Source organism: Frondihabitans sp. 4ASC-45, from assembly GCF_049472575.1.
In the GTDB taxonomy this organism is placed as follows: domain Bacteria; phylum Actinomycetota; class Actinomycetes; order Actinomycetales; family Microbacteriaceae; genus Frondihabitans.
Genome location: NZ_JBCEBN010000002.1, coordinates 35712 through 50707 on the forward strand (window position 1 = coordinate 35712; position 14996 = coordinate 50707).

General features: G+C 67.8%; 21 protein-coding genes. 9 read left to right on the forward strand and 12 right to left on the reverse strand.

Annotation, left to right across the window (positions count from 1 at the left end; translation table 11 throughout):
* Positions 1–32: 32 nt before the first annotated feature.
* Positions 33–527 (reverse strand): GNAT family N-acetyltransferase, encoded by a 495-nt coding sequence (locus tag VH571_RS03795; RefSeq protein WP_423263407.1) that lies wholly within the window; start codon positions 525–527, stop codon positions 33–35.
* A 50-nt stretch (positions 528–577) separates the two neighbouring features.
* On the opposite strand from VH571_RS03795, the gene VH571_RS03800 reads away from it, so the two are divergent.
* Positions 578–1024: a cytidine deaminase gene (locus tag VH571_RS03800; protein WP_423263408.1), complete on the forward strand. Its 447-nt coding sequence runs from the start codon at positions 578–580 to the stop codon at positions 1022–1024.
* Positions 1025–1155: 131 nt separating this feature from the next.
* The gene (locus tag VH571_RS03805) at positions 1156–1713 is read left to right on the forward strand and encodes an MOSC domain-containing protein (protein WP_423263409.1); all 558 of its coding nucleotides are present in this window, start codon (positions 1156–1158) and stop codon (positions 1711–1713) included.
* 20 nt (positions 1714–1733) lie between these two features.
* Here VH571_RS03805 and VH571_RS03810 read toward each other — a convergent pair whose 3' ends face one another.
* Positions 1734–2000 (reverse strand): hypothetical protein, encoded by a 267-nt coding sequence (locus tag VH571_RS03810; RefSeq protein ID WP_423263410.1) that lies wholly within the window; start codon positions 1998–2000, stop codon positions 1734–1736.
* A 216-nt stretch (positions 2001–2216) separates the two neighbouring features.
* On the reverse strand, positions 2217–3014 hold the full coding sequence (locus tag VH571_RS03815) for an SDR family NAD(P)-dependent oxidoreductase (protein WP_423263411.1): 798 nt from the start codon (positions 3012–3014) through the stop codon (positions 2217–2219).
* A gap of 54 nt (positions 3015–3068) precedes the next feature.
* Here VH571_RS03815 and VH571_RS03820 point away from each other — a divergent pair, with 54 nt between their 5' ends.
* Complete coding sequence (locus VH571_RS03820; protein ID WP_123944360.1) at positions 3069–3680, forward strand: TetR/AcrR family transcriptional regulator; 612 nt, start codon at positions 3069–3071, stop codon at positions 3678–3680.
* Positions 3681–3685: 5 nt separating this feature from the next.
* Here the strand turns inward: VH571_RS03820 and VH571_RS03825 are convergent, their stop codons facing one another.
* The 3 genes from VH571_RS03825 to VH571_RS03835 all read right to left on the reverse strand — a co-directional run bounded on the left by VH571_RS03825 (position 3686) and on the right by VH571_RS03835 (position 4914).
* Positions 3686–3865, reverse strand: a complete 180-nt coding sequence (locus VH571_RS03825) for a hypothetical protein (protein WP_423263412.1) — start codon at positions 3863–3865, stop codon at positions 3686–3688.
* Positions 3866–4190: 325 nt separating this feature from the next.
* Positions 4191–4403: a hypothetical protein gene (locus VH571_RS03830; protein WP_423263413.1), complete on the reverse strand. Its 213-nt coding sequence runs from the start codon at positions 4401–4403 to the stop codon at positions 4191–4193.
* 142 nt (positions 4404–4545) lie between these two features.
* Positions 4546–4914: a VOC family protein gene (locus tag VH571_RS03835; RefSeq protein WP_194605849.1), complete on the reverse strand. Its 369-nt coding sequence runs from the start codon at positions 4912–4914 to the stop codon at positions 4546–4548.
* A gap of 60 nt (positions 4915–4974) precedes the next feature.
* Between VH571_RS03835 and VH571_RS03840 the strand changes: the two genes are divergently transcribed.
* From VH571_RS03840 to VH571_RS03850, 3 genes are all read left to right on the forward strand, one after another.
* Positions 4975–5433, forward strand: coding sequence for a MarR family winged helix-turn-helix transcriptional regulator (locus tag VH571_RS03840; RefSeq protein WP_423263414.1), 459 nt, complete (start codon positions 4975–4977; stop codon positions 5431–5433).
* 252 nt (positions 5434–5685) lie between these two features.
* Positions 5686–5901: a hypothetical protein gene (locus VH571_RS03845; RefSeq protein WP_423263415.1), complete on the forward strand. Its 216-nt coding sequence runs from the start codon at positions 5686–5688 to the stop codon at positions 5899–5901.
* Between the two features lie 20 nt (positions 5902–5921).
* Positions 5922–6830, forward strand: a complete 909-nt coding sequence (locus tag VH571_RS03850) for a DUF6578 domain-containing protein (RefSeq protein WP_423263416.1) — start codon at positions 5922–5924, stop codon at positions 6828–6830.
* Positions 6831–7045: 215 nt separating this feature from the next.
* Here VH571_RS03850 and VH571_RS03855 read toward each other — a convergent pair whose 3' ends face one another.
* From VH571_RS03855 to VH571_RS03870, 4 genes are all read right to left on the reverse strand, one after another.
* Complete coding sequence (locus tag VH571_RS03855) at positions 7046–8143, reverse strand: Gfo/Idh/MocA family protein (RefSeq protein ID WP_423263417.1); 1098 nt, start codon at positions 8141–8143, stop codon at positions 7046–7048.
* Positions 8128–8832, reverse strand: coding sequence for a ThuA domain-containing protein (locus tag VH571_RS03860; RefSeq protein ID WP_423263418.1), 705 nt, complete (start codon positions 8830–8832; stop codon positions 8128–8130). Before VH571_RS03860 ends, VH571_RS03855 begins: the two co-directional genes overlap by 16 nt.
* A 112-nt stretch (positions 8833–8944) precedes the next feature.
* Positions 8945–10159 (reverse strand): MFS transporter, encoded by a 1215-nt coding sequence (locus VH571_RS03865; RefSeq protein ID WP_423263419.1) that lies wholly within the window; start codon positions 10157–10159, stop codon positions 8945–8947.
* Complete coding sequence (locus tag VH571_RS03870) at positions 10159–10689, reverse strand: ArsR/SmtB family transcription factor (RefSeq protein ID WP_423263421.1); 531 nt, start codon at positions 10687–10689, stop codon at positions 10159–10161. The genes VH571_RS03865 and VH571_RS03870 overlap by 1 nt, the downstream gene beginning before the upstream one ends.
* 232 nt (positions 10690–10921) lie before the next feature.
* On the opposite strand from VH571_RS03870, the gene ypfJ reads away from it, so the two are divergent.
* A complete protein-coding gene (gene ypfJ / locus VH571_RS03875) occupies positions 10922–11812 on the forward strand; it encodes a KPN_02809 family neutral zinc metallopeptidase (protein ID WP_423263423.1) in 891 nt (296 codons plus the stop codon).
* 364 nt (positions 11813–12176) lie between these two features.
* On the opposite strand, the gene VH571_RS03880 is transcribed toward ypfJ, so the two are convergent.
* Positions 12177–12455 carry a GlsB/YeaQ/YmgE family stress response membrane protein gene (locus tag VH571_RS03880; RefSeq protein ID WP_423263424.1) on the reverse strand — a complete coding sequence of 93 codons (279 nt, stop codon included), beginning with the start codon at positions 12453–12455 and terminating at the stop codon, positions 12177–12179.
* 138 nt (positions 12456–12593) lie between these two features.
* Here VH571_RS03880 and VH571_RS03885 point away from each other — a divergent pair, with 138 nt between their 5' ends.
* Both VH571_RS03885 and VH571_RS03890 read left to right on the forward strand, forming a co-directional pair.
* Positions 12594–13283 (forward strand): DNA-binding response regulator, encoded by a 690-nt coding sequence (locus VH571_RS03885; protein ID WP_423263425.1) that lies wholly within the window; start codon positions 12594–12596, stop codon positions 13281–13283.
* Positions 13284–13448: 165 nt separating this feature from the next.
* Positions 13449–14072 (forward strand): DUF6518 family protein, encoded by a 624-nt coding sequence (locus VH571_RS03890; RefSeq protein ID WP_423263426.1) that lies wholly within the window; start codon positions 13449–13451, stop codon positions 14070–14072.
* Positions 14073–14145: 73 nt separating this feature from the next.
* Here the strand turns inward: VH571_RS03890 and VH571_RS03895 are convergent, their stop codons facing one another.
* Positions 14146–14895, reverse strand: coding sequence for a hypothetical protein (locus VH571_RS03895; protein ID WP_423263427.1), 750 nt, complete (start codon positions 14893–14895; stop codon positions 14146–14148).
* Positions 14896–14996: the final 101 nt, after the last annotated feature.

A 14996-nucleotide genomic window follows, 5' to 3' on the forward strand; every position in this document is an offset into this window, starting at 1 on the left:
CGTCGTTTGTGAGGTCTCGTGGGCGCGTGGCCCTACAAAAGGCGCGCGAACGTGCGCATCGGGCGCTTCAGCAGGGAGTGCTCGTACTCCTCGCCCACAGCGACCCACCCCTCGCTCTCGTAGAGCCGGACCGCCGGGGTGTTGTCGAGAAGCGCGTGCAGCGCGGCCCTCCGGTACCCCCGCCGTGAAAGCTCGTCCGTGGCAGCTCCCAGCAGAGCTCTCCCGAGTCCCCGCGTCTGCTGTCTCGGTGCGACCGCAAGCAGTCCCACGATCGCAGCATCCTCAGGATCCGACGGCTCACCACTCCCCGGAGCAGTCGCCAGCACAAATCCCTCGACGTCGTCAGTAGGCCCGGCGACGAACCACGCGGCGTTGCCGTCGAACTTCGGGCGCGCCCGCTCAGCCACCCCGGGGAACGCCGTGCCGTCACGTGCGGCGCAGGCGTCGACCCAGATCGCGATGCACTGGTCGATGTCGGCAGCGGCGGCCGGTCGAATGGCGCTCTGGGCAGTGGCGGTGTCGTGCATGCCCCCATTATTCCGACGAGCGAGAAGGGTGGCTCTGGAAGACTCGTCAGATGCACGCTGATCAGAAACTGTTCGACCGAGCCATCGAGCAGATGAACCTCCGCTGGCCCGATGCTCCCGAAGCGGTTGCGGCGGCGGCGTATCTCGAGGATGGTTCGATCCTCACCGGGGTGGCGCTCGACAATTTCAACGCCGCCATGAACCTCTGCGCCGAAACCGGTCCGATCTGTGCGGCTTATACCCAGGGCGCGCGAATCGTTGCGTCGATCTGCGTGAGCCGCGAGCCGGGCAGAACTGGCTTCACCGTGTTGTCTCCGTGCGGCGCCTGCCAGGAGAGGCTCGCCGTGTGGGGCCCGAGCGTGGAGGTCGGCGTGCACGACCCGGCGAGCTCGGCGGGCTGGTCAAGTCGTACGCTCCTCGACGTGAATCCGTACTACTGGGCAACGGTTTTCGCCGACGACGACGTCTGGCCCTCGGCGGCACAGCACGCTGGGTGATGCTCCCCGAGCCGGACTGCTAAGCGACGCCCATCGGCCATTCCGACCCGGCGCGCCGAGTCGGTTTGGCCGATCCTCGTCACTTTGGCCCGCGAGCTCGATCGGGCCGGACGATAAGCGAGAATCGACGCATGCCGTCGATCAGCCCAGAAGGATCCGTCGTGGCCGTGAGCCGGGATCCTGACCATCGTTTCAGTAAGCCCGTCGTCGACGAGATCACGCTGGTCGCCGGCTGGGGTATCGAGGGAGACACCCATGCGGGCGTGACGGTTCAACACCGGTCGCGAGTGGCCCGCGACCCGAACCAACCCAACCTGCGGCAGGTGCACCTCATCCACGCCGAGCTGTTCGATGAGGTAGCTGCTTCCGGCTACCGGGTTGAGGCTGGCCAGCTCGGCGAGAACGTGACCACGCGCGGTGTCGATCTCCTAGCGCTCCCGGCTGACACTCTCCTTCGCCTCGGCGAGGAGGCTGTCGTCCGCGTCACCGGGCTGCGCAACCCCTGCCAGCAGATCAACGGCTTCGAGCCCGGGTTGCTCCGGGAAGTCCTCGGCCGCTCCGAAGACGGAGCTGTCGAACGCAAGGGCGGGGTGATGGCCGTGGTCGTCGCGGGTGGCACTGTTCGTGCAGGCGACGAGATTCGGGTCGAGCTACCGGCCGGCGAAGCCGTGCCTCTCCAGCCCGTGTGAGCTCTCCGAAGCACTAGCCCTCAATGAGCGCGACGACGCCCGAGAGCAATTGCCGCAGCAATCAGCAGAACCACGAGGCCGCACACGCCGATGAACGTACCAACCAACGCCAGCACCCCGGCGCCGATATTCGCGCCGCCACCGTCGTTGCTGGTGCTGTGGTTAAAAAGAAGGGCCGCCCCCAACACCACGAGCCCGAAGACGGCTACTGCCAGGCCCGTGACGGTAAGAGTCATATTTGCGCGGCGGCGGCCTTGAGGCGCGGGGGCAGCGGGTGATTTGGACACGACCGAAGCCTACCGAGCGGCACACGAGCCCCTCGCCGCTACAGCCCGCGCATCATGTGCAGCGCGAAGTAGTACGCCGCGACCACTCCGCGCTCGGCACCGGTGAAGAAGACGAGGCCCGCGAGCGTGAAACCCACCGTCAGCACGAGCATCGCTCCGGTCGCGGGTCGCGGGTCGCCACCCGCCGGTCGCCACCCGCCACCCGCGGGTCGAACGTCAGGCGAGCCGGGTGTAAGCGATTCCGCCGTCGACGTCGATGACCGATCCGTGCAGGAAAGCCGCTTCGTCTGAGACGGCGAAGCGCACCGCGTAGGCGACATCGACCGGTCGCACCGGATGGCCGGCCACCGTGCCGGCCGTCATCGCAGCGAGGACGTCGGCGCTCTCGGCGTTGCCGGGCGTGCTCGTCGCACCCGGCGATACCGTGTTGACGCTGACCCCACGAGGGCCGAACTCCGCCGACCACGTGCGCGTCATTTGCTCGAGTGCCGCCTTCGAGGCCGTGTATATCGCCCCGAAGGGCACGCCAACGCGGGCCATCCACGAACCGATGTTGACGATGGATCCGCTCCCCCGCTCGGCCATGGCGGGCGCGAGGGCGGCTACGAGTACGTGCGGCGCACGGACGTTGGTCGCGAGTACGGCGTCGAGGTCGTCGTCGGCGAGATCGGCGGTCGGTGTAGCGGGATAGATGCCGGCGTTGTTGACGAGGATGTCGATGCGGCCACCACCGAGAGAGACGGCCTCGGCGGCGAACCGGCGGATGTCGGCGGTCGACGACCCGAGGTCGGCCACGAGTGCCGAGGCGCTGCCGCCGGCCCGTTCGATTGTCGAGACGACGCCCTGTGTGCGGGCCGTGTCGCGACCGCTGACGATGACGTGGGCACCGGAGGCGGCGAGCACGCGAGCTATGGCTTCGCCGATGCCGCTGCTCGATCCGGTGACGAGGGCGGTTCGGCCGACAAGGCGGGCGTCGGGCGTAAGGGAGGCGAGTTCTTCTTCGTTGGACTTCATGGTCCATTACTAGCATGGATTGGACCGGTGAGTCCATCGAGGTAGTCTTGAGCAATGCAGGAGGCGAACATCACTGAGCGCGGCCGGGCCACTCGGCAACGCATCATCGAGGCGACAGGGCGCGAGATCCTCGCGTCCGGCATCGGCGGGACGACCCTCGACACCGTTCGAGCAGCGACGCTCACCAGCAAAAGCCAGCTGTTCCACTACTTCCCCGGCGGCAAGGCCGAACTGGTGCGCGAGGTCGCAGTCTGGGAGGGCGGTGAACTCTTCGCGGCGCAGAAGCCGCACATCGACGATCTCTCGAGCTGGGAGTCGTGGCACGCCTGGCGTGACGCCCTCGTCGACTACTACATCGGGCTCGGACGCTGGGCCTGCCCGATCGGTTCGATGGCGACGCAAGCCGCCATGACGGATCCTGAGCTGGCTCGAATCATCACCGAGAGTATGACGACCTGGAGGTTGCTGCTGGCGTCGGGGGTCACGAAAATGCAAGACGCCGGCTGGGTCGACGTCGCTGCCGACCCTCAGCGAATCGCGGTGGCCATTCTCGCGGCGCTTCAGGGCGGGCTCGTGTTGAGTCAGCCCGAGAAAGCGTCATGGCCTTTGGAGGCTGCGATCGACTCCGCCTTGGACGTACTGCACAAGGTCGGCAACGAGGGCTGATTCGGTCACTGACCGGCGCTGACGGTGAACGAGCCGGAGGGGCTCGCGCAGCTTCCATTGTCGTTGCAGAGCGAGTAATTCCAGCCCGCGATCTCGGCATATGCCTCTCCTGCCGGGAACGAGGCGGGAACGGTCATCGTCACCGAGAACCCGTCGACGAGCTGAGCATCTGAGGTCGACGTCACCGCAAGCTCGGGTTTGCCAATTGGGCGGGCAGCGACGCTCCAACCACCTCGGGGCCGGGGACGATCGCAACCCTTGTCGATCACCACGGTGATCGAGTCTCCGGGTGAGACCGCCCTCGGTGTCACATCAACGAGAGGGACGCATGCCGCCGGATCATCCCCCGATGATGCACAGCCGCTCAGTGCAGACAACGCAATCACTACTGTCGAGAGCGGAAGCAGAAGGAGCGGACGGTGTCGCATATAGCCGAGTCTTACTCACCACGCGTCGTGGCACGAGGGCCAGATGTATCCATCCGGTATCGGTCTGCAGGCTGGTTCGGCCTCAGGCGCGACCACTCGGCGCACGGCGGAGTCCGAGCCACACGAGAATGAGGCCGACCACGACCATCACGGCGCCGACGTAGAGCCACGTCCGGTCGCCCGTCATCGTGCTCCCCGGAATCAGGTTGAGACCCTGCCCCGCGAAGACCGCGCCGACGATTGCGACGACGAGTCCGACTGCCACGAGGGCGATGCGCCCGATTCTGCTCTGCATGATGCTCACCGTACGCGCCTGGAGCGCCGGCGCGAGCGTTCAGCGAGTGCGAGGTGACGCGAATCGGCCAACATCAAAGCGCCGCGGCGCGCGAGGTTGGCCGAATCGCGCGATGTCGCCGGTTACGACGAGGGCGGCTGACTCAAGCGCGATCGTGAAGCGTGATCTGGTAGCCGTCGGGGTCGGCGAAGGTGAAGGTGCGACCGAACGGGCCGTCGATCGGCGCTGCAACGATCGTGTGCCCGTCGGCGACGAGTGCGTCGTGAATCGCCTGCACGTCGGTCGCGTGGAGCCAAATCGCCGCACCGATGCCGGGCTGGTCAACCGACTCAAGGTCGGTACCGGCGACGACGTCGCGCAGCGCGAAGGCGATCGGCGTGGTCTCGAAGACGACCGCGTGCGGCGGGCCTGCCTTAGAGCGGACGAGGCCGAGGTAGTTCTCGTAGAACGCCTGCGACGCATCAAGATCGTGAACCTGGATCGAGAGGAAGTCGGGGCCGGTGACGGGCATGTGGTTCTCCTTTTTCGTGTCAGCTTTCTGACATAGCTCAACCTATGTCAGAATACTGACATGAGTCAAGACGGAGACGCGATCGACCTCGACACCTCGCTTGGCTACCTGCTCAAAGAGGCCTCGAGCGCCCTCCGCGCCGCCATGGAGGAGGTGCTGCGCCCCCTCGGCATGACCATCACCCACTACTCGTGCCTCGAGCTCCTCGCGCAGCGGCCGGGCCTGTCGAACTCCGACCTGGCGCGTGGCGCATTCGTCACACGCCAGTCGATGAACGTGCTGCTGCAGGCCCTCGAGCGCGACGGCTTCGTCACGCGACCGGCTCAGGCCCCGGTCGGCAAGACCCTGCCCACTCGGCTCACTCCCCGGGGTCGGCAGCACCTGTCGGCGGCGACGGCGGCCGTGCGCTCCGTGGAGGTGAGGATGCTCGCAGGCATGTCGGGCGACGAGCAGGCAAAGGCGTTCAGGATCCTGCGCTCCATGATCAGCTCCCTGCGCGAGGGCAACCCGGCCGGGTAGGTCGGCGGCGCGCCGCTCCGGGTGGCCCGGCTTGGCTCGCAACCTGACGCGAATCGGCCAACGTCACAGCGCCGCGGCGCGCGAGGTCGGCCGATTCACGCGACGTCAGCGTCGGGGGGGGGGGGGGCAGGCCCGCGAGATGGCCTGATCTGCAGCCGCGGCGCCGGCGGGACGCAGACACGGCCATCTCGCGAGCACTCGCGACACGACACAGCACAAGGATCCGGCCCCACCACCCCTAGGCTCTCGACCATGGCCAAAACCGCAACCCGCACCACCGACACGACCATGATCTTGTTTGGAATCGGGGTGCCACTCGGCGTCCTCGGCCTCGTCCTCGTCGTCTCCACAGCCCTCGACGGCGGTGCGGTCGTCGACTCGATCCTGGGTGGCTCGGGCTTGATTGCGGGTGCAGTCCTGATCGCTGCGTCGGCCATCGTCGGCGCCATCGGCCGCAACCGCCAGTGACGCGGGAGGCGTCGGCAGAGGTGAGTGCGGCTCCGACCGAGCGGCGCGCCATCCGCTCCCCCGTCGTGACACTCGCCTTCCGGGGTGCCCTCGTCGGCGCCCTGAGCGCGTACGGCGTCCCGATGCTGTTCGCCGAAGGGGTGTTCGTAGCGACGATCGTGACGGACGACGGTGTCGCCGCCGCAGCGCAATGGACGCTTCTCTACGCGGGGTTCGGGGTCGTGGCGGCAGTCGTCTGGGGGCTGCTGGGGGCTGGTGCGGGGGCGGTTGCCGGATCCTCGTTTTCTGGTTTTTCGCGACGACTCCCACCCAAATCGGCTCGTCTCGCCACGGGCGCTGTGGAGGGCGTCCTCGTGGGGATCTTCACGGGGGCCGGGATCGGCGTGTTCTTCAGCCTCGACGTCGTGTCGATTCTGGTCGTCGGTGTCGCGTCCGGGCTCTTGGCGATGGGGACGGCGGCCTCGGCGCTGCGCACCCGCGACGCCGCAGTAGAGATACGGGAACTGCATGACGTTGCGGCGGGCGTGACGGCCGTCTGGCTCACCAACTGGCAGGTCGAGGAGGAGCCTGATGACGTCCACGTGGGCGACCACGTCGAATGGACCATCTCGGCATCCGACGAAGAGTGGATGGACACTGTGTTCGACGGCGCTCCCACCGTTGCAGGCCAGGTCGACAACTATCGCGACGACGACTCCGACACGGGCACTCTGGTCGGCACGGTGACGGCGTTGCAGGCGGTGATGCCCCTGTACGCGTATGCGAGAGTGGGCGAACCTAGGAGCGAGCGGTTCCCGGTGCGCGGGGCGACGGTGCTCACCGAGGTCGACTCGACCGCGCGGCGCGACGGGCTAATCCGGCCGAACGGCGTGATCGGGTACGTGGCGACGGTCACTCGGGCGCGTCTCGCGGCGGCGCAATCGCGCTAAGCGACGCGAATCGGCCAATGTGACGCGGCGCGCCGTGCGCTAATGGCCGATCCGCGTCGCTTCGCCCGGCGGTCCGACGAGGTCGCGCGAATCGGCCAACGTCACAGCGCCGCGGCGCGCGAGGTCGGCCGATTCGCGCGAGGTCACCGGCTCGAGGGCATCCCTACAGCGCAGAGCCACCCAGCGCGACACTGCCGACGCACAACCAGCGCGCGTCACCACGTATCGGGGGCAGCACCGCGCGGCACCGGCTCCGGCCGGGCAACTGTGCTCGTCAGCTCGACGACCCGCTTCTCGGCGCTCGACCGGACGATCGCGTCCATCGCCTCCAGCACGTGGAAAGCGAGCTCGCCCGAGGCCCGGTGCGGCCGATCCGTCTCGATTGCGCGGGCCATGTCGGCGAGCCCGTAGCCGCGTCCGGCCTCCTCGTAGCCGGCCGACACCGAAACCGCGCGGAACGCGAGATCGTCGACCGTCGAGACCTCGACCGCGTCGGAGAACCAGTTGGGATCGGGAACGGCGATCGTGCCCTGCGTTCCGTACACCTCGAATAACGGCGATCTCGTCGCCCGCACTTCGAAGCTCACGGTGAGGGTCGCTGTCACGCCGCTCGTGTGCTGCACGAGCGCACTGACGTGAGTGTCGACGTCGACCGGGATCGGCGTGCCGGCGAGCGGCCCCGTGGCGACCGTCCGTTCCCGACCGGAGCGGGTCGACGAACCGGTGACGCGTTCAATAGGCCCGAAGAGCGTGATGAGAGCGGTCAGATAGTAGGGCGCCATGTCGAGCAGGGGGCCACCACCCGACTGGTAGTAGAAGAGCGGCGCCGGATGCCACGCTTCATGGCCGGGAGCCGACCAGTGCACCTGCGCCGCAACCGGCTCGCCAATCAGACCAGAATCGAGAAGATGGCGAGCGGTCTGCACGCCGGTGCCGAGCACGGTGTCGGGGGCGCTGCCGACTCGCAGGCCCTTCGAGGTCGCCAGATCGAGCATCGGTCGCGCCTCGTCAGGGGTGAGACCGAGCGGCTTCTCGGCAAAGACGTGTTTTCCGGCGGCAAGGGCGCGCATTCCGATCTCGACGTGCGTCTGCGGCAGGGTGAGGTTGATCACCGCGTCGATCTCGTCGTCGCCGAGCAGTTCGTCGACGCTCAGCGCTTGCACACCCTGCTCGTCGGCGACCCGCTGTGCGCGAGCCGCGTCGATATCGGCCACGGCGATGAGCCGCAACCCGGGCAGCCGGTGGAGACTGTCGAGGTACTGCTCCGAGATGGTGCCGACCCCGATGATGCCGACCTTCAGCGCGCTGCCCACAGGAGCCCTCTTTCGATGATGGAGCGAATCGGATCCTGCTCGAGGATGTCGACCTGGTGGCCCGGGGTCGCGACGAAGACGCGCCCCTCGCCCCACTGCCGCGTCCAGATGGCAGGGCTCGTGACCTCGCGGTGAAAAGGATCCCACGGGCGGACTTTCTGGGTCGTCGTCGCCAAGACGTCGTTGTAGTCGTCGTGGAGCACCCAGTACTGCTCGGTGGTGAGCTCGAAATCGCGGACGCCGGCCGTGATCGGATGGGTGGCACCCACCTCGGTGATCGAGACGGTGTACGAAACGTAGTTATCGGCGGGCGTGCCGGTGCGTTCGCCGGGAGCCTTGCCCGGGTGGGTGGCGAACTGCCCGCCGACGAGGTGCAGGTAGTCGGAGTTGTTCCGGAACGAGTCGGCAATGCCGCCGTGCCAGCCAGCGAACCCTGCGCCGGCGACGACCGCTGACTGGAGGCCGTGGAACTCGTCGTCCGCGATGGTCGACATCGTCACCGATTGGACGATCAGGTCGACGGTCTGCAGGTAGTCCGTGTCGGCGTAGACGGCGGTCGACTCCTCGACCCGCACCTCGTCGAAATGCTCGCGGAGGAACGGGAGGAAGAGGTTGGTGGCCTCGACCGGCTGGTGGCCGTCCCACCCGCCGCGCACCACCAGGGCCCGGCGCGAACCTATCTCTGACACGGTGACGGCCTTTCTCGAGGGGAGGCGACGCTGACCCTCCCGCGTACTCACCCTGACACGGCGACGGAGACTCAGCGCGCAGCGACACCGGGGCTCGTGCCACGGCCGACGGTCATGCCGGTGCGACGGGGGCATTCCTGATGCGCCAGATGCTCGGGACACAGGCCACGGCGAGACTCGCCAGGGCGATGAGTGCGCCTGCGCCGAGCAGCACCGGTTGCGTGCCGGTGACTGCTGACAGCGGCCCGACGACGACCTCCCCGAGGGGGATGGCCACGAAGGATCCGACGGCGTCATACGAGTAGACCCGGGCCAGTTTGTCTCCAGGGATGTGCTGCTGCAGCGACTGGTCCCACGCGATGCCGAACTGCTCGATCCCGATCCCGCCGAGAGCGAAGCAGACGATCAGCCAGGGCACCGACGGGTGCAGAGCCAGCATCGTCACCGGGAGCGCGGAGATCGCCACCAGCAGCACGCCGATGCCGAGCGCTCGGGAGGGGCGCCATCGGAGGGCGAGAAGCGAGCCGAGCACGAGGCCCACGGTCTCGGACGCGATGATCAGCCCCCACGAGGCGCGCCCGAAGGTCTGGTCGGCGATGAGAGGTCCGAGCACGGCGATCGCTCCCACGAAGGCGGCGTTCACGACCATGAATTGGGCGACCACGACCCACACCCACGTTCTCCGAGAGAATTCGCCCCAGCCCTCGCGCAGATCGTGCAGGATGCTCTGCCGCTCCTCCGGTGTCTCCGCCGGGCCGCGCACACGGATCCGCGAGAAGAGCGCGGCCGCGGCGAGGAATGCGAACGCGTCAAAGGCGAGCCCCCACCCCGGGCCGACTGCCGCGATCACCAGCGATCCGATGGCCACCGAGATGAGGGTTCCCGCGTTGACGCCGAGACGGAGGATCGAGTTCGCCGAGCGCAGCTGGTCGGGCTCGACCGTCGAGGGAACGAGTGCGGCCGAGGCGGGAAAGCTCACGGCCGCGACGGCGCCGTTGACGACGCTGAGGCCTGCCAGCAACGGAATCGTCGCCGTGCCGCCAAGCACGAGGGCGGCGATGACCCCCTGGCTCAGCGCCGCTGCGATCGATGCCCCGGTCAGAAGGAGGGTTCGCGAGAACCGATCGGCGAGGACGCCTCCGAAGAGCAGTACCGCGACGTTGGCTACCGAGCGACAGGCGACGACAAGGCCCAGATCGGAGGCCGAGCCGGTCAGGTCGAGCACCGCGAAAGCGAGAGCGAGGGGTGCGACCGAGTTGCCCAACACGGTTGTGAAACGCGCCGCTGCCAACCACCGGAACGGCGGGGAGGCCAGAGGCCCGCGCATCAGGGGCGGTCCATCTGAAAGAGCGCCGCCGACATCGACACTCGGACGGCACCGGGCGTTCGTGTCGGCAGCGCCTTGGCATGCAGCCGCGCCGAGGCATCTCCGACCGCTTGGACGATCGCGGCCCACTCCCCCGGATCCAGCCACAGCTCGGCATCGGTCGACACGCGTGGTCCGTCTGCGGGGAACTCCGCTCGACGTTGCAGCTCAGCGGCGAGAGTGGCGACGTAGTGCCGAAAGGAGGCCGGATCGACTGCCTGAGGATCCTCGGATTCGTCGAGGGGCACGAACGGCTCGGCCGACGACTCGTGTCGGTACCGCTTGGCGTCGCCGCCTCGCACCCTCGTTCGTTCGACCACCCGCACGAGGCCCGCTCGCTCCAAGAGGCGCAGGTGATAGCTGGCGTTGGCCTGGGTGACATCGAGCTCCCGTGCGACCTCGGCGGCGCTCAACGCCGCTGCGGTGACGAGCGACAGGATGCGGAGGCGGAGGGGATGCGCCGTGGCGCGGAGGCTTTCGAGGGGGTCCACGCGTCCACTCTGGTGGCGCCAACCGCGACTGTCAAAGAACTGTTTGGGGGTCGCAGCCGCGAGGCGAGTGTGCCCCCTTGCAAATTTGAAGGAGAAACGCGCCCGGCCGAACGCAGACATCACGATCGGCGGGGTCGCCCTCGCGTTTCTTCTTCGAATTTGCAGGGGTCACAACGCGCACGCACCAGGCCACCACCGGCCCCTCGCCGCGCCGGGCCACTAACGTGCAGGCATGTCATTCAACGACGACGCGAGGATCGACAGCAGCAAGGTCAAGCGCCGTGGCCGCACGGCCTGGGTCGCGGGTGGAGGCATCGGGGTCGTGGCCATCGCGGTGTACCTGATCGGCCAGTTCACGGGCGTCGACCTGTCGGGCGTGGTCAGCGACGGCAGCGGCTCCGGGGCAGGCCCGCAGCAGATCGAATCGAGCTCCCTCGACAGCTGCACGACCGGCGCCGACGCCAACGCGAACATCGACTGCCGAATGGCCGGTGCCGCCGATTCCCTCGACACCTACTGGAGCACCGAGGCGCCAAAACTCGGCGTGCGCTACGACACCCCCGACTTCTTCCTCTTCACCGATTCGACGACCACCGGCTGCGGCGGAGCAAGCTCGTCGACCGGACCGTTCTATTGCCCGCCCGATCGAGCCCTCTACGTCGACACCGCGTTCTTCGACCAACTCCGCCAGGACTTCGGCGCGACCGCGGGGCCCCTCGCCCAGATGTACGTCGTGGGGCACGAGTGGGGTCACCACATCCAGCAGGAGAGCGGCAGTTTCGACACTGCGGACCGCACACAAACGGGCCCAGGATCCGACACCATCCGCCTCGAACTCCAGGCCGACTGTTATGCAGGGGCGTGGGTCGGTGCGGCATCGACGACCACCGACTCCACCGGTACCGCCTTCCTGGCACCGGTCACCCGAGCCGAGGTCGCGGACGCTCTCGATGCGGCCGCGGCAGTGGGCGACGACCGTATTCAGGCCGCCAGTGGCTCGGGCGTCGACTCCGATTCGTGGACCCACGGATCCTCGGCCCAGCGTCAGAAGTGGTTCGAGGTCGGGCGCGGCCGCGGGGCTGCGTCCTGCGACACGTTCGGAGTGTCGGCCGGGGCGCTGTAGGTTCGGTCGCGCCCGGCGCCGCCCTGGCCCGCGCCTGCCGCCAGCCCCCGAGTGCCGCCAAATGCACGCTCGGCCGACCTCGAAGCGGCATTTGACGCCACTCGCCAGCCGACGCCGCCACCGAATGCACAGAAACGGCCCGCTCGACCTACGCCGCGGGCCGCATTTGCGCACTCGGCGAGCACGCGCCCTTGGCAGCGGCGCGTCGCCCGTGGCGCGCCGGTGGCCCGCCGCGGTGAGTGTCGGCAAACGCCTCCCAGCCGGGCCTCGCAGTGTCATTTCACGGCACTCGCCGAACAGAGCCGCCTCCCGGACACAGCCGAAGCTGCGTGCCCGGGAGGCGCGGCGCGATCGAGGATCCGGGTCAGCGGTTGACGGCGCTGCGTCCGACCACGCGGGTGTAGATGAACAGCACGATGATGGCGCCGATGATCGAGCCGATGAGGCCGGCGGGCTGGAAGAAGCCGTCCATCGGGTCGTGCTGGAAGATCAGGAAGCCGAGGAAGCCACCGACGAACGAACCGATGATGCCCAGGATGATCGTCTTGACGATTCCGAGGCTCTGTCGTCCGGGGATGACCGCACGGGCGATGAAGCCGGCGATGAGGCCGACGACGATGAGGGTGATGAGCAGACCGATCATGATGTTCTCTTTTCTTTCGGTGCACGCGGGGGCGTGCGGTGGTGGTGGTGCGGATGGGAACGCCAGTTTCAGCGATAGGTCGACTCAACCACCCCGGGGGGTGTGCCGTCACACCCCTGGGGGTGGGATGCTGAATCCATGACCACGACGACGAACGCGACGACAGGCGCGACGACCCGGCCCCTCACCGTGACGCTGGTCGACGACTACGACGTCGTACTGATGGGGCTGGCGCACATGTTCGATTCGTACCGCGATCGGATCCTCGTGTCCGAGATCGACGCGAACGCCGTACTGCACGACTCGATCGACATCGTGCTGTACGACTCATTCGCCCAACCGGAGTCCGACCACCACGAGATCGCCGGGCTCGTCGCCAACCCGCAGGCCCGTCATGTCGTCGTCTATACCTGGAACTTCCAACCCGAGCTGGTCGAGACGGCTCTCGGTCAGGGCGTGCACGGATACCTGTCGAAGACCCTGCCCGCGCGCGAGCTCGTCGAGGCCCTCGAGGCTGTGGCACGCGGCGAGATCGTCGTGAGCGAACCCGGTCGACGGGCGCCGAGCGCGGCAGGGCTCGACTGGCCGGGGCGCCGCGAGGGCATCACCGACCGTGAATCCGAGATCCTGGCCCTGATCACCCAGGGCAAGAGCAATGCCGAGGTCGCGACGCTGACCTACCTCAGCCCGAACACGGTCAAGTCGTACATCCGCTCGGTGTACCGAAAGATCGGCGCCGAGAGTCGCACCCAGGCGGTGCTCTGGGGCGTCGGGCACGGCTTCACACCCGACCATCACCGCATCGACCACTGGCTCGGCGGGCCGTAGCGAGTCAGCCGGTAGCGAGTCAGCCGGTTGCGAGTCAGCCGGTTGCGAGACAGCTAGTCGCGAGCCGGTCGCCCGACTCTGTTCCACCCTGAGGTGTATCCCCGCCCACCACGTGTCGTCCGCTGGGGCGACGACCTCTCGGGTCGCCTCTGCGAGTGTGGACGCATGGGACGATCCATCGGATACACGCTCGCCTGGTGGCTGGTCGGAGCGGCGGCCGGTCTTCTGCTCGGCGGGGCGACATCATTCGGCCAGCAGTATCTGCCGGACGGCGTCAGCTCGTTCGCCAACTCGAACAGCGGCTGGACTCTCCTGGCGTTCGTCGTAACCGTCGTCTGCACCCGCTGGAGCAGTGCACGTCGCTGGTGGGTCGCCGCCGGGCTCGGGCTTGTCGTCTTCCATGCGCTTCTTCAGGGCTACGCGGTCGTATCGACACTCCGCGGCTTTCCCGACTCCTACGGCCCCGGCGACTTCTACTTCACCGTGGCAACTCTCGCCGGGCCGGTCGTCGGGCTGGCCGGCTACTGGTGGCGTTCCCCCGCGGGTGCCCTTCGGGCCTTCGGTGGCGGCATCTTCGCAACCGTCATGATCGGCGACGGCGTCTCCGGCCTCCTGCGAGTGGCCGATACGACGGGGTGGCTCTACTGGGTGATCAGCATCGCGATCGGCCTGGGTGTTCTTGCTTGGCTGCTGGCGCGCCGACTCAGCCGCCGACGCGACCGTGGTCTCGCGGTCGCTCTCTCCGTCGCCGGAACCGCCGCATTCGTGTCGGCGTTCGCCCTCCTCTGACCCCCGCGACCCCAGGTGCGATGGTACGAAGGCAAGGCCGACGTCACGGCCCGAGCCCGTCCAGTACTCCGGCTCAGAGGTTTCGCGCGTCGAACCCTTCCACAACCGCCGTGGTGAGCTCGGAACTCCAGAGGCGGTGCACGTTCGCCCAGGAGAATTCTTCGGGTCCGACCTGAGTCGCGGCGCCGGTGACTTCGGGAAACGGCACGTAGAAGCACTCGGGCATCGACATCGCGAGCTCCTCCGACGCTCGATTAAGACGGATGACCTGCTGCCTGATTCGCTTCCTGCCGATTCGAGGCGTCTGCCGAAACCTGTCCATGGGCGGCAATCCGGCGAGGACGATCGGGCATGACGTACCCGACCCCTCCCTGATTCCCTCCAGTAGACGACGGAGCTCTCTCGACCACGACCGCGCGGTTGTCATGAGGAGGACGTCGGAGTACCCGATCGCGACCACCGCGGCATCGATATCGCCGTGGCTCCGGAAGTCCTCGGTGAACCCGTCACGGGGCCGACGAATCGTGGTCCGCGGAAAAAGCCAGTCACACCGACGGTCGCGCCGCCTCTCGAGGTCTCTCGCCACCTGAGACAGCGTCGACAGCTGCTCGTCGACGACGCCGAAACGCGCGGCTTCCAGGCTTCCGACGAAAAGGATCCTGTCACCGTCGTGAGTCTGCTCGTCTGGATCATCTGGCAGATAGAACCCGCCGGACACGAGTCGCCGGAAACGCCACAGGCGCAGATAGAGCGCTGGCCGCAGCAGCCGCCATCCCCACGCCACGTCAGGCAGCGAGTGGGGAGGAGTCGATGAAGGCGTCATTGCCGATGCTTCCCGATCATGTTCCGATACTCGGAGGTTATCGACAAGCGGCCCGCGCCGACCGGCCCGTTCCCCCCGACTGCGTTACCTGTACATTTCGA

What these genes read in the sequence shown, in the direction of transcription:
- VH571_RS03795 (WP_423263407.1), bottom strand. Translation starts at nt 527, where the DNA reads ATGCACGACACCGCCACTGCCCAGAGCGCCATTCGACCGGCCGCCGCT.
- VH571_RS03800 (WP_423263408.1), top strand. Translation starts at nt 578, where the DNA reads ATGCACGCTGATCAGAAACTGTTCGACCGAGCCATCGAGCAGATGAAC.
- VH571_RS03805 (WP_423263409.1), top strand. Translation starts at nt 1,156, where the DNA reads ATGCCGTCGATCAGCCCAGAAGGATCCGTCGTGGCCGTGAGCCGGGAT.
- VH571_RS03815 (WP_423263411.1), bottom strand. Translation starts at nt 3,014, where the DNA reads ATGAAGTCCAACGAAGAAGAACTCGCCTCCCTTACGCCCGACGCCCGC.
- VH571_RS03820 (WP_123944360.1), top strand. Translation starts at nt 3,069, where the DNA reads ATGCAGGAGGCGAACATCACTGAGCGCGGCCGGGCCACTCGGCAACGC.
- VH571_RS03830 (WP_423263413.1), bottom strand. Translation starts at nt 4,403, where the DNA reads ATGCAGAGCAGAATCGGGCGCATCGCCCTCGTGGCAGTCGGACTCGTC.
- VH571_RS03835 (WP_194605849.1), bottom strand. Translation starts at nt 4,914, where the DNA reads ATGCCCGTCACCGGCCCCGACTTCCTCTCGATCCAGGTTCACGATCTT.
- VH571_RS03840 (WP_423263414.1), top strand. Translation starts at nt 4,975, where the DNA reads ATGAGTCAAGACGGAGACGCGATCGACCTCGACACCTCGCTTGGCTAC.
- VH571_RS03845 (WP_423263415.1), top strand. Translation starts at nt 5,686, where the DNA reads ATGGCCAAAACCGCAACCCGCACCACCGACACGACCATGATCTTGTTT.
- VH571_RS03865 (WP_423263419.1), bottom strand. Translation starts at nt 10,159, where the DNA reads ATGCGCGGGCCTCTGGCCTCCCCGCCGTTCCGGTGGTTGGCAGCGGCG.
- ypfJ (WP_423263423.1), top strand. Translation starts at nt 10,922, where the DNA reads ATGTCATTCAACGACGACGCGAGGATCGACAGCAGCAAGGTCAAGCGC.
- VH571_RS03880 (WP_423263424.1), bottom strand. Translation starts at nt 12,455, where the DNA reads ATGATCGGTCTGCTCATCACCCTCATCGTCGTCGGCCTCATCGCCGGC.
- VH571_RS03885 (WP_423263425.1), top strand. Translation starts at nt 12,594, where the DNA reads ATGACCACGACGACGAACGCGACGACAGGCGCGACGACCCGGCCCCTC.
- VH571_RS03890 (WP_423263426.1), top strand. Translation starts at nt 13,449, where the DNA reads ATGGGACGATCCATCGGATACACGCTCGCCTGGTGGCTGGTCGGAGCG.
- VH571_RS03895 (WP_423263427.1), bottom strand. Translation starts at nt 14,895, where the DNA reads ATGACGCCTTCATCGACTCCTCCCCACTCGCTGCCTGACGTGGCGTGG.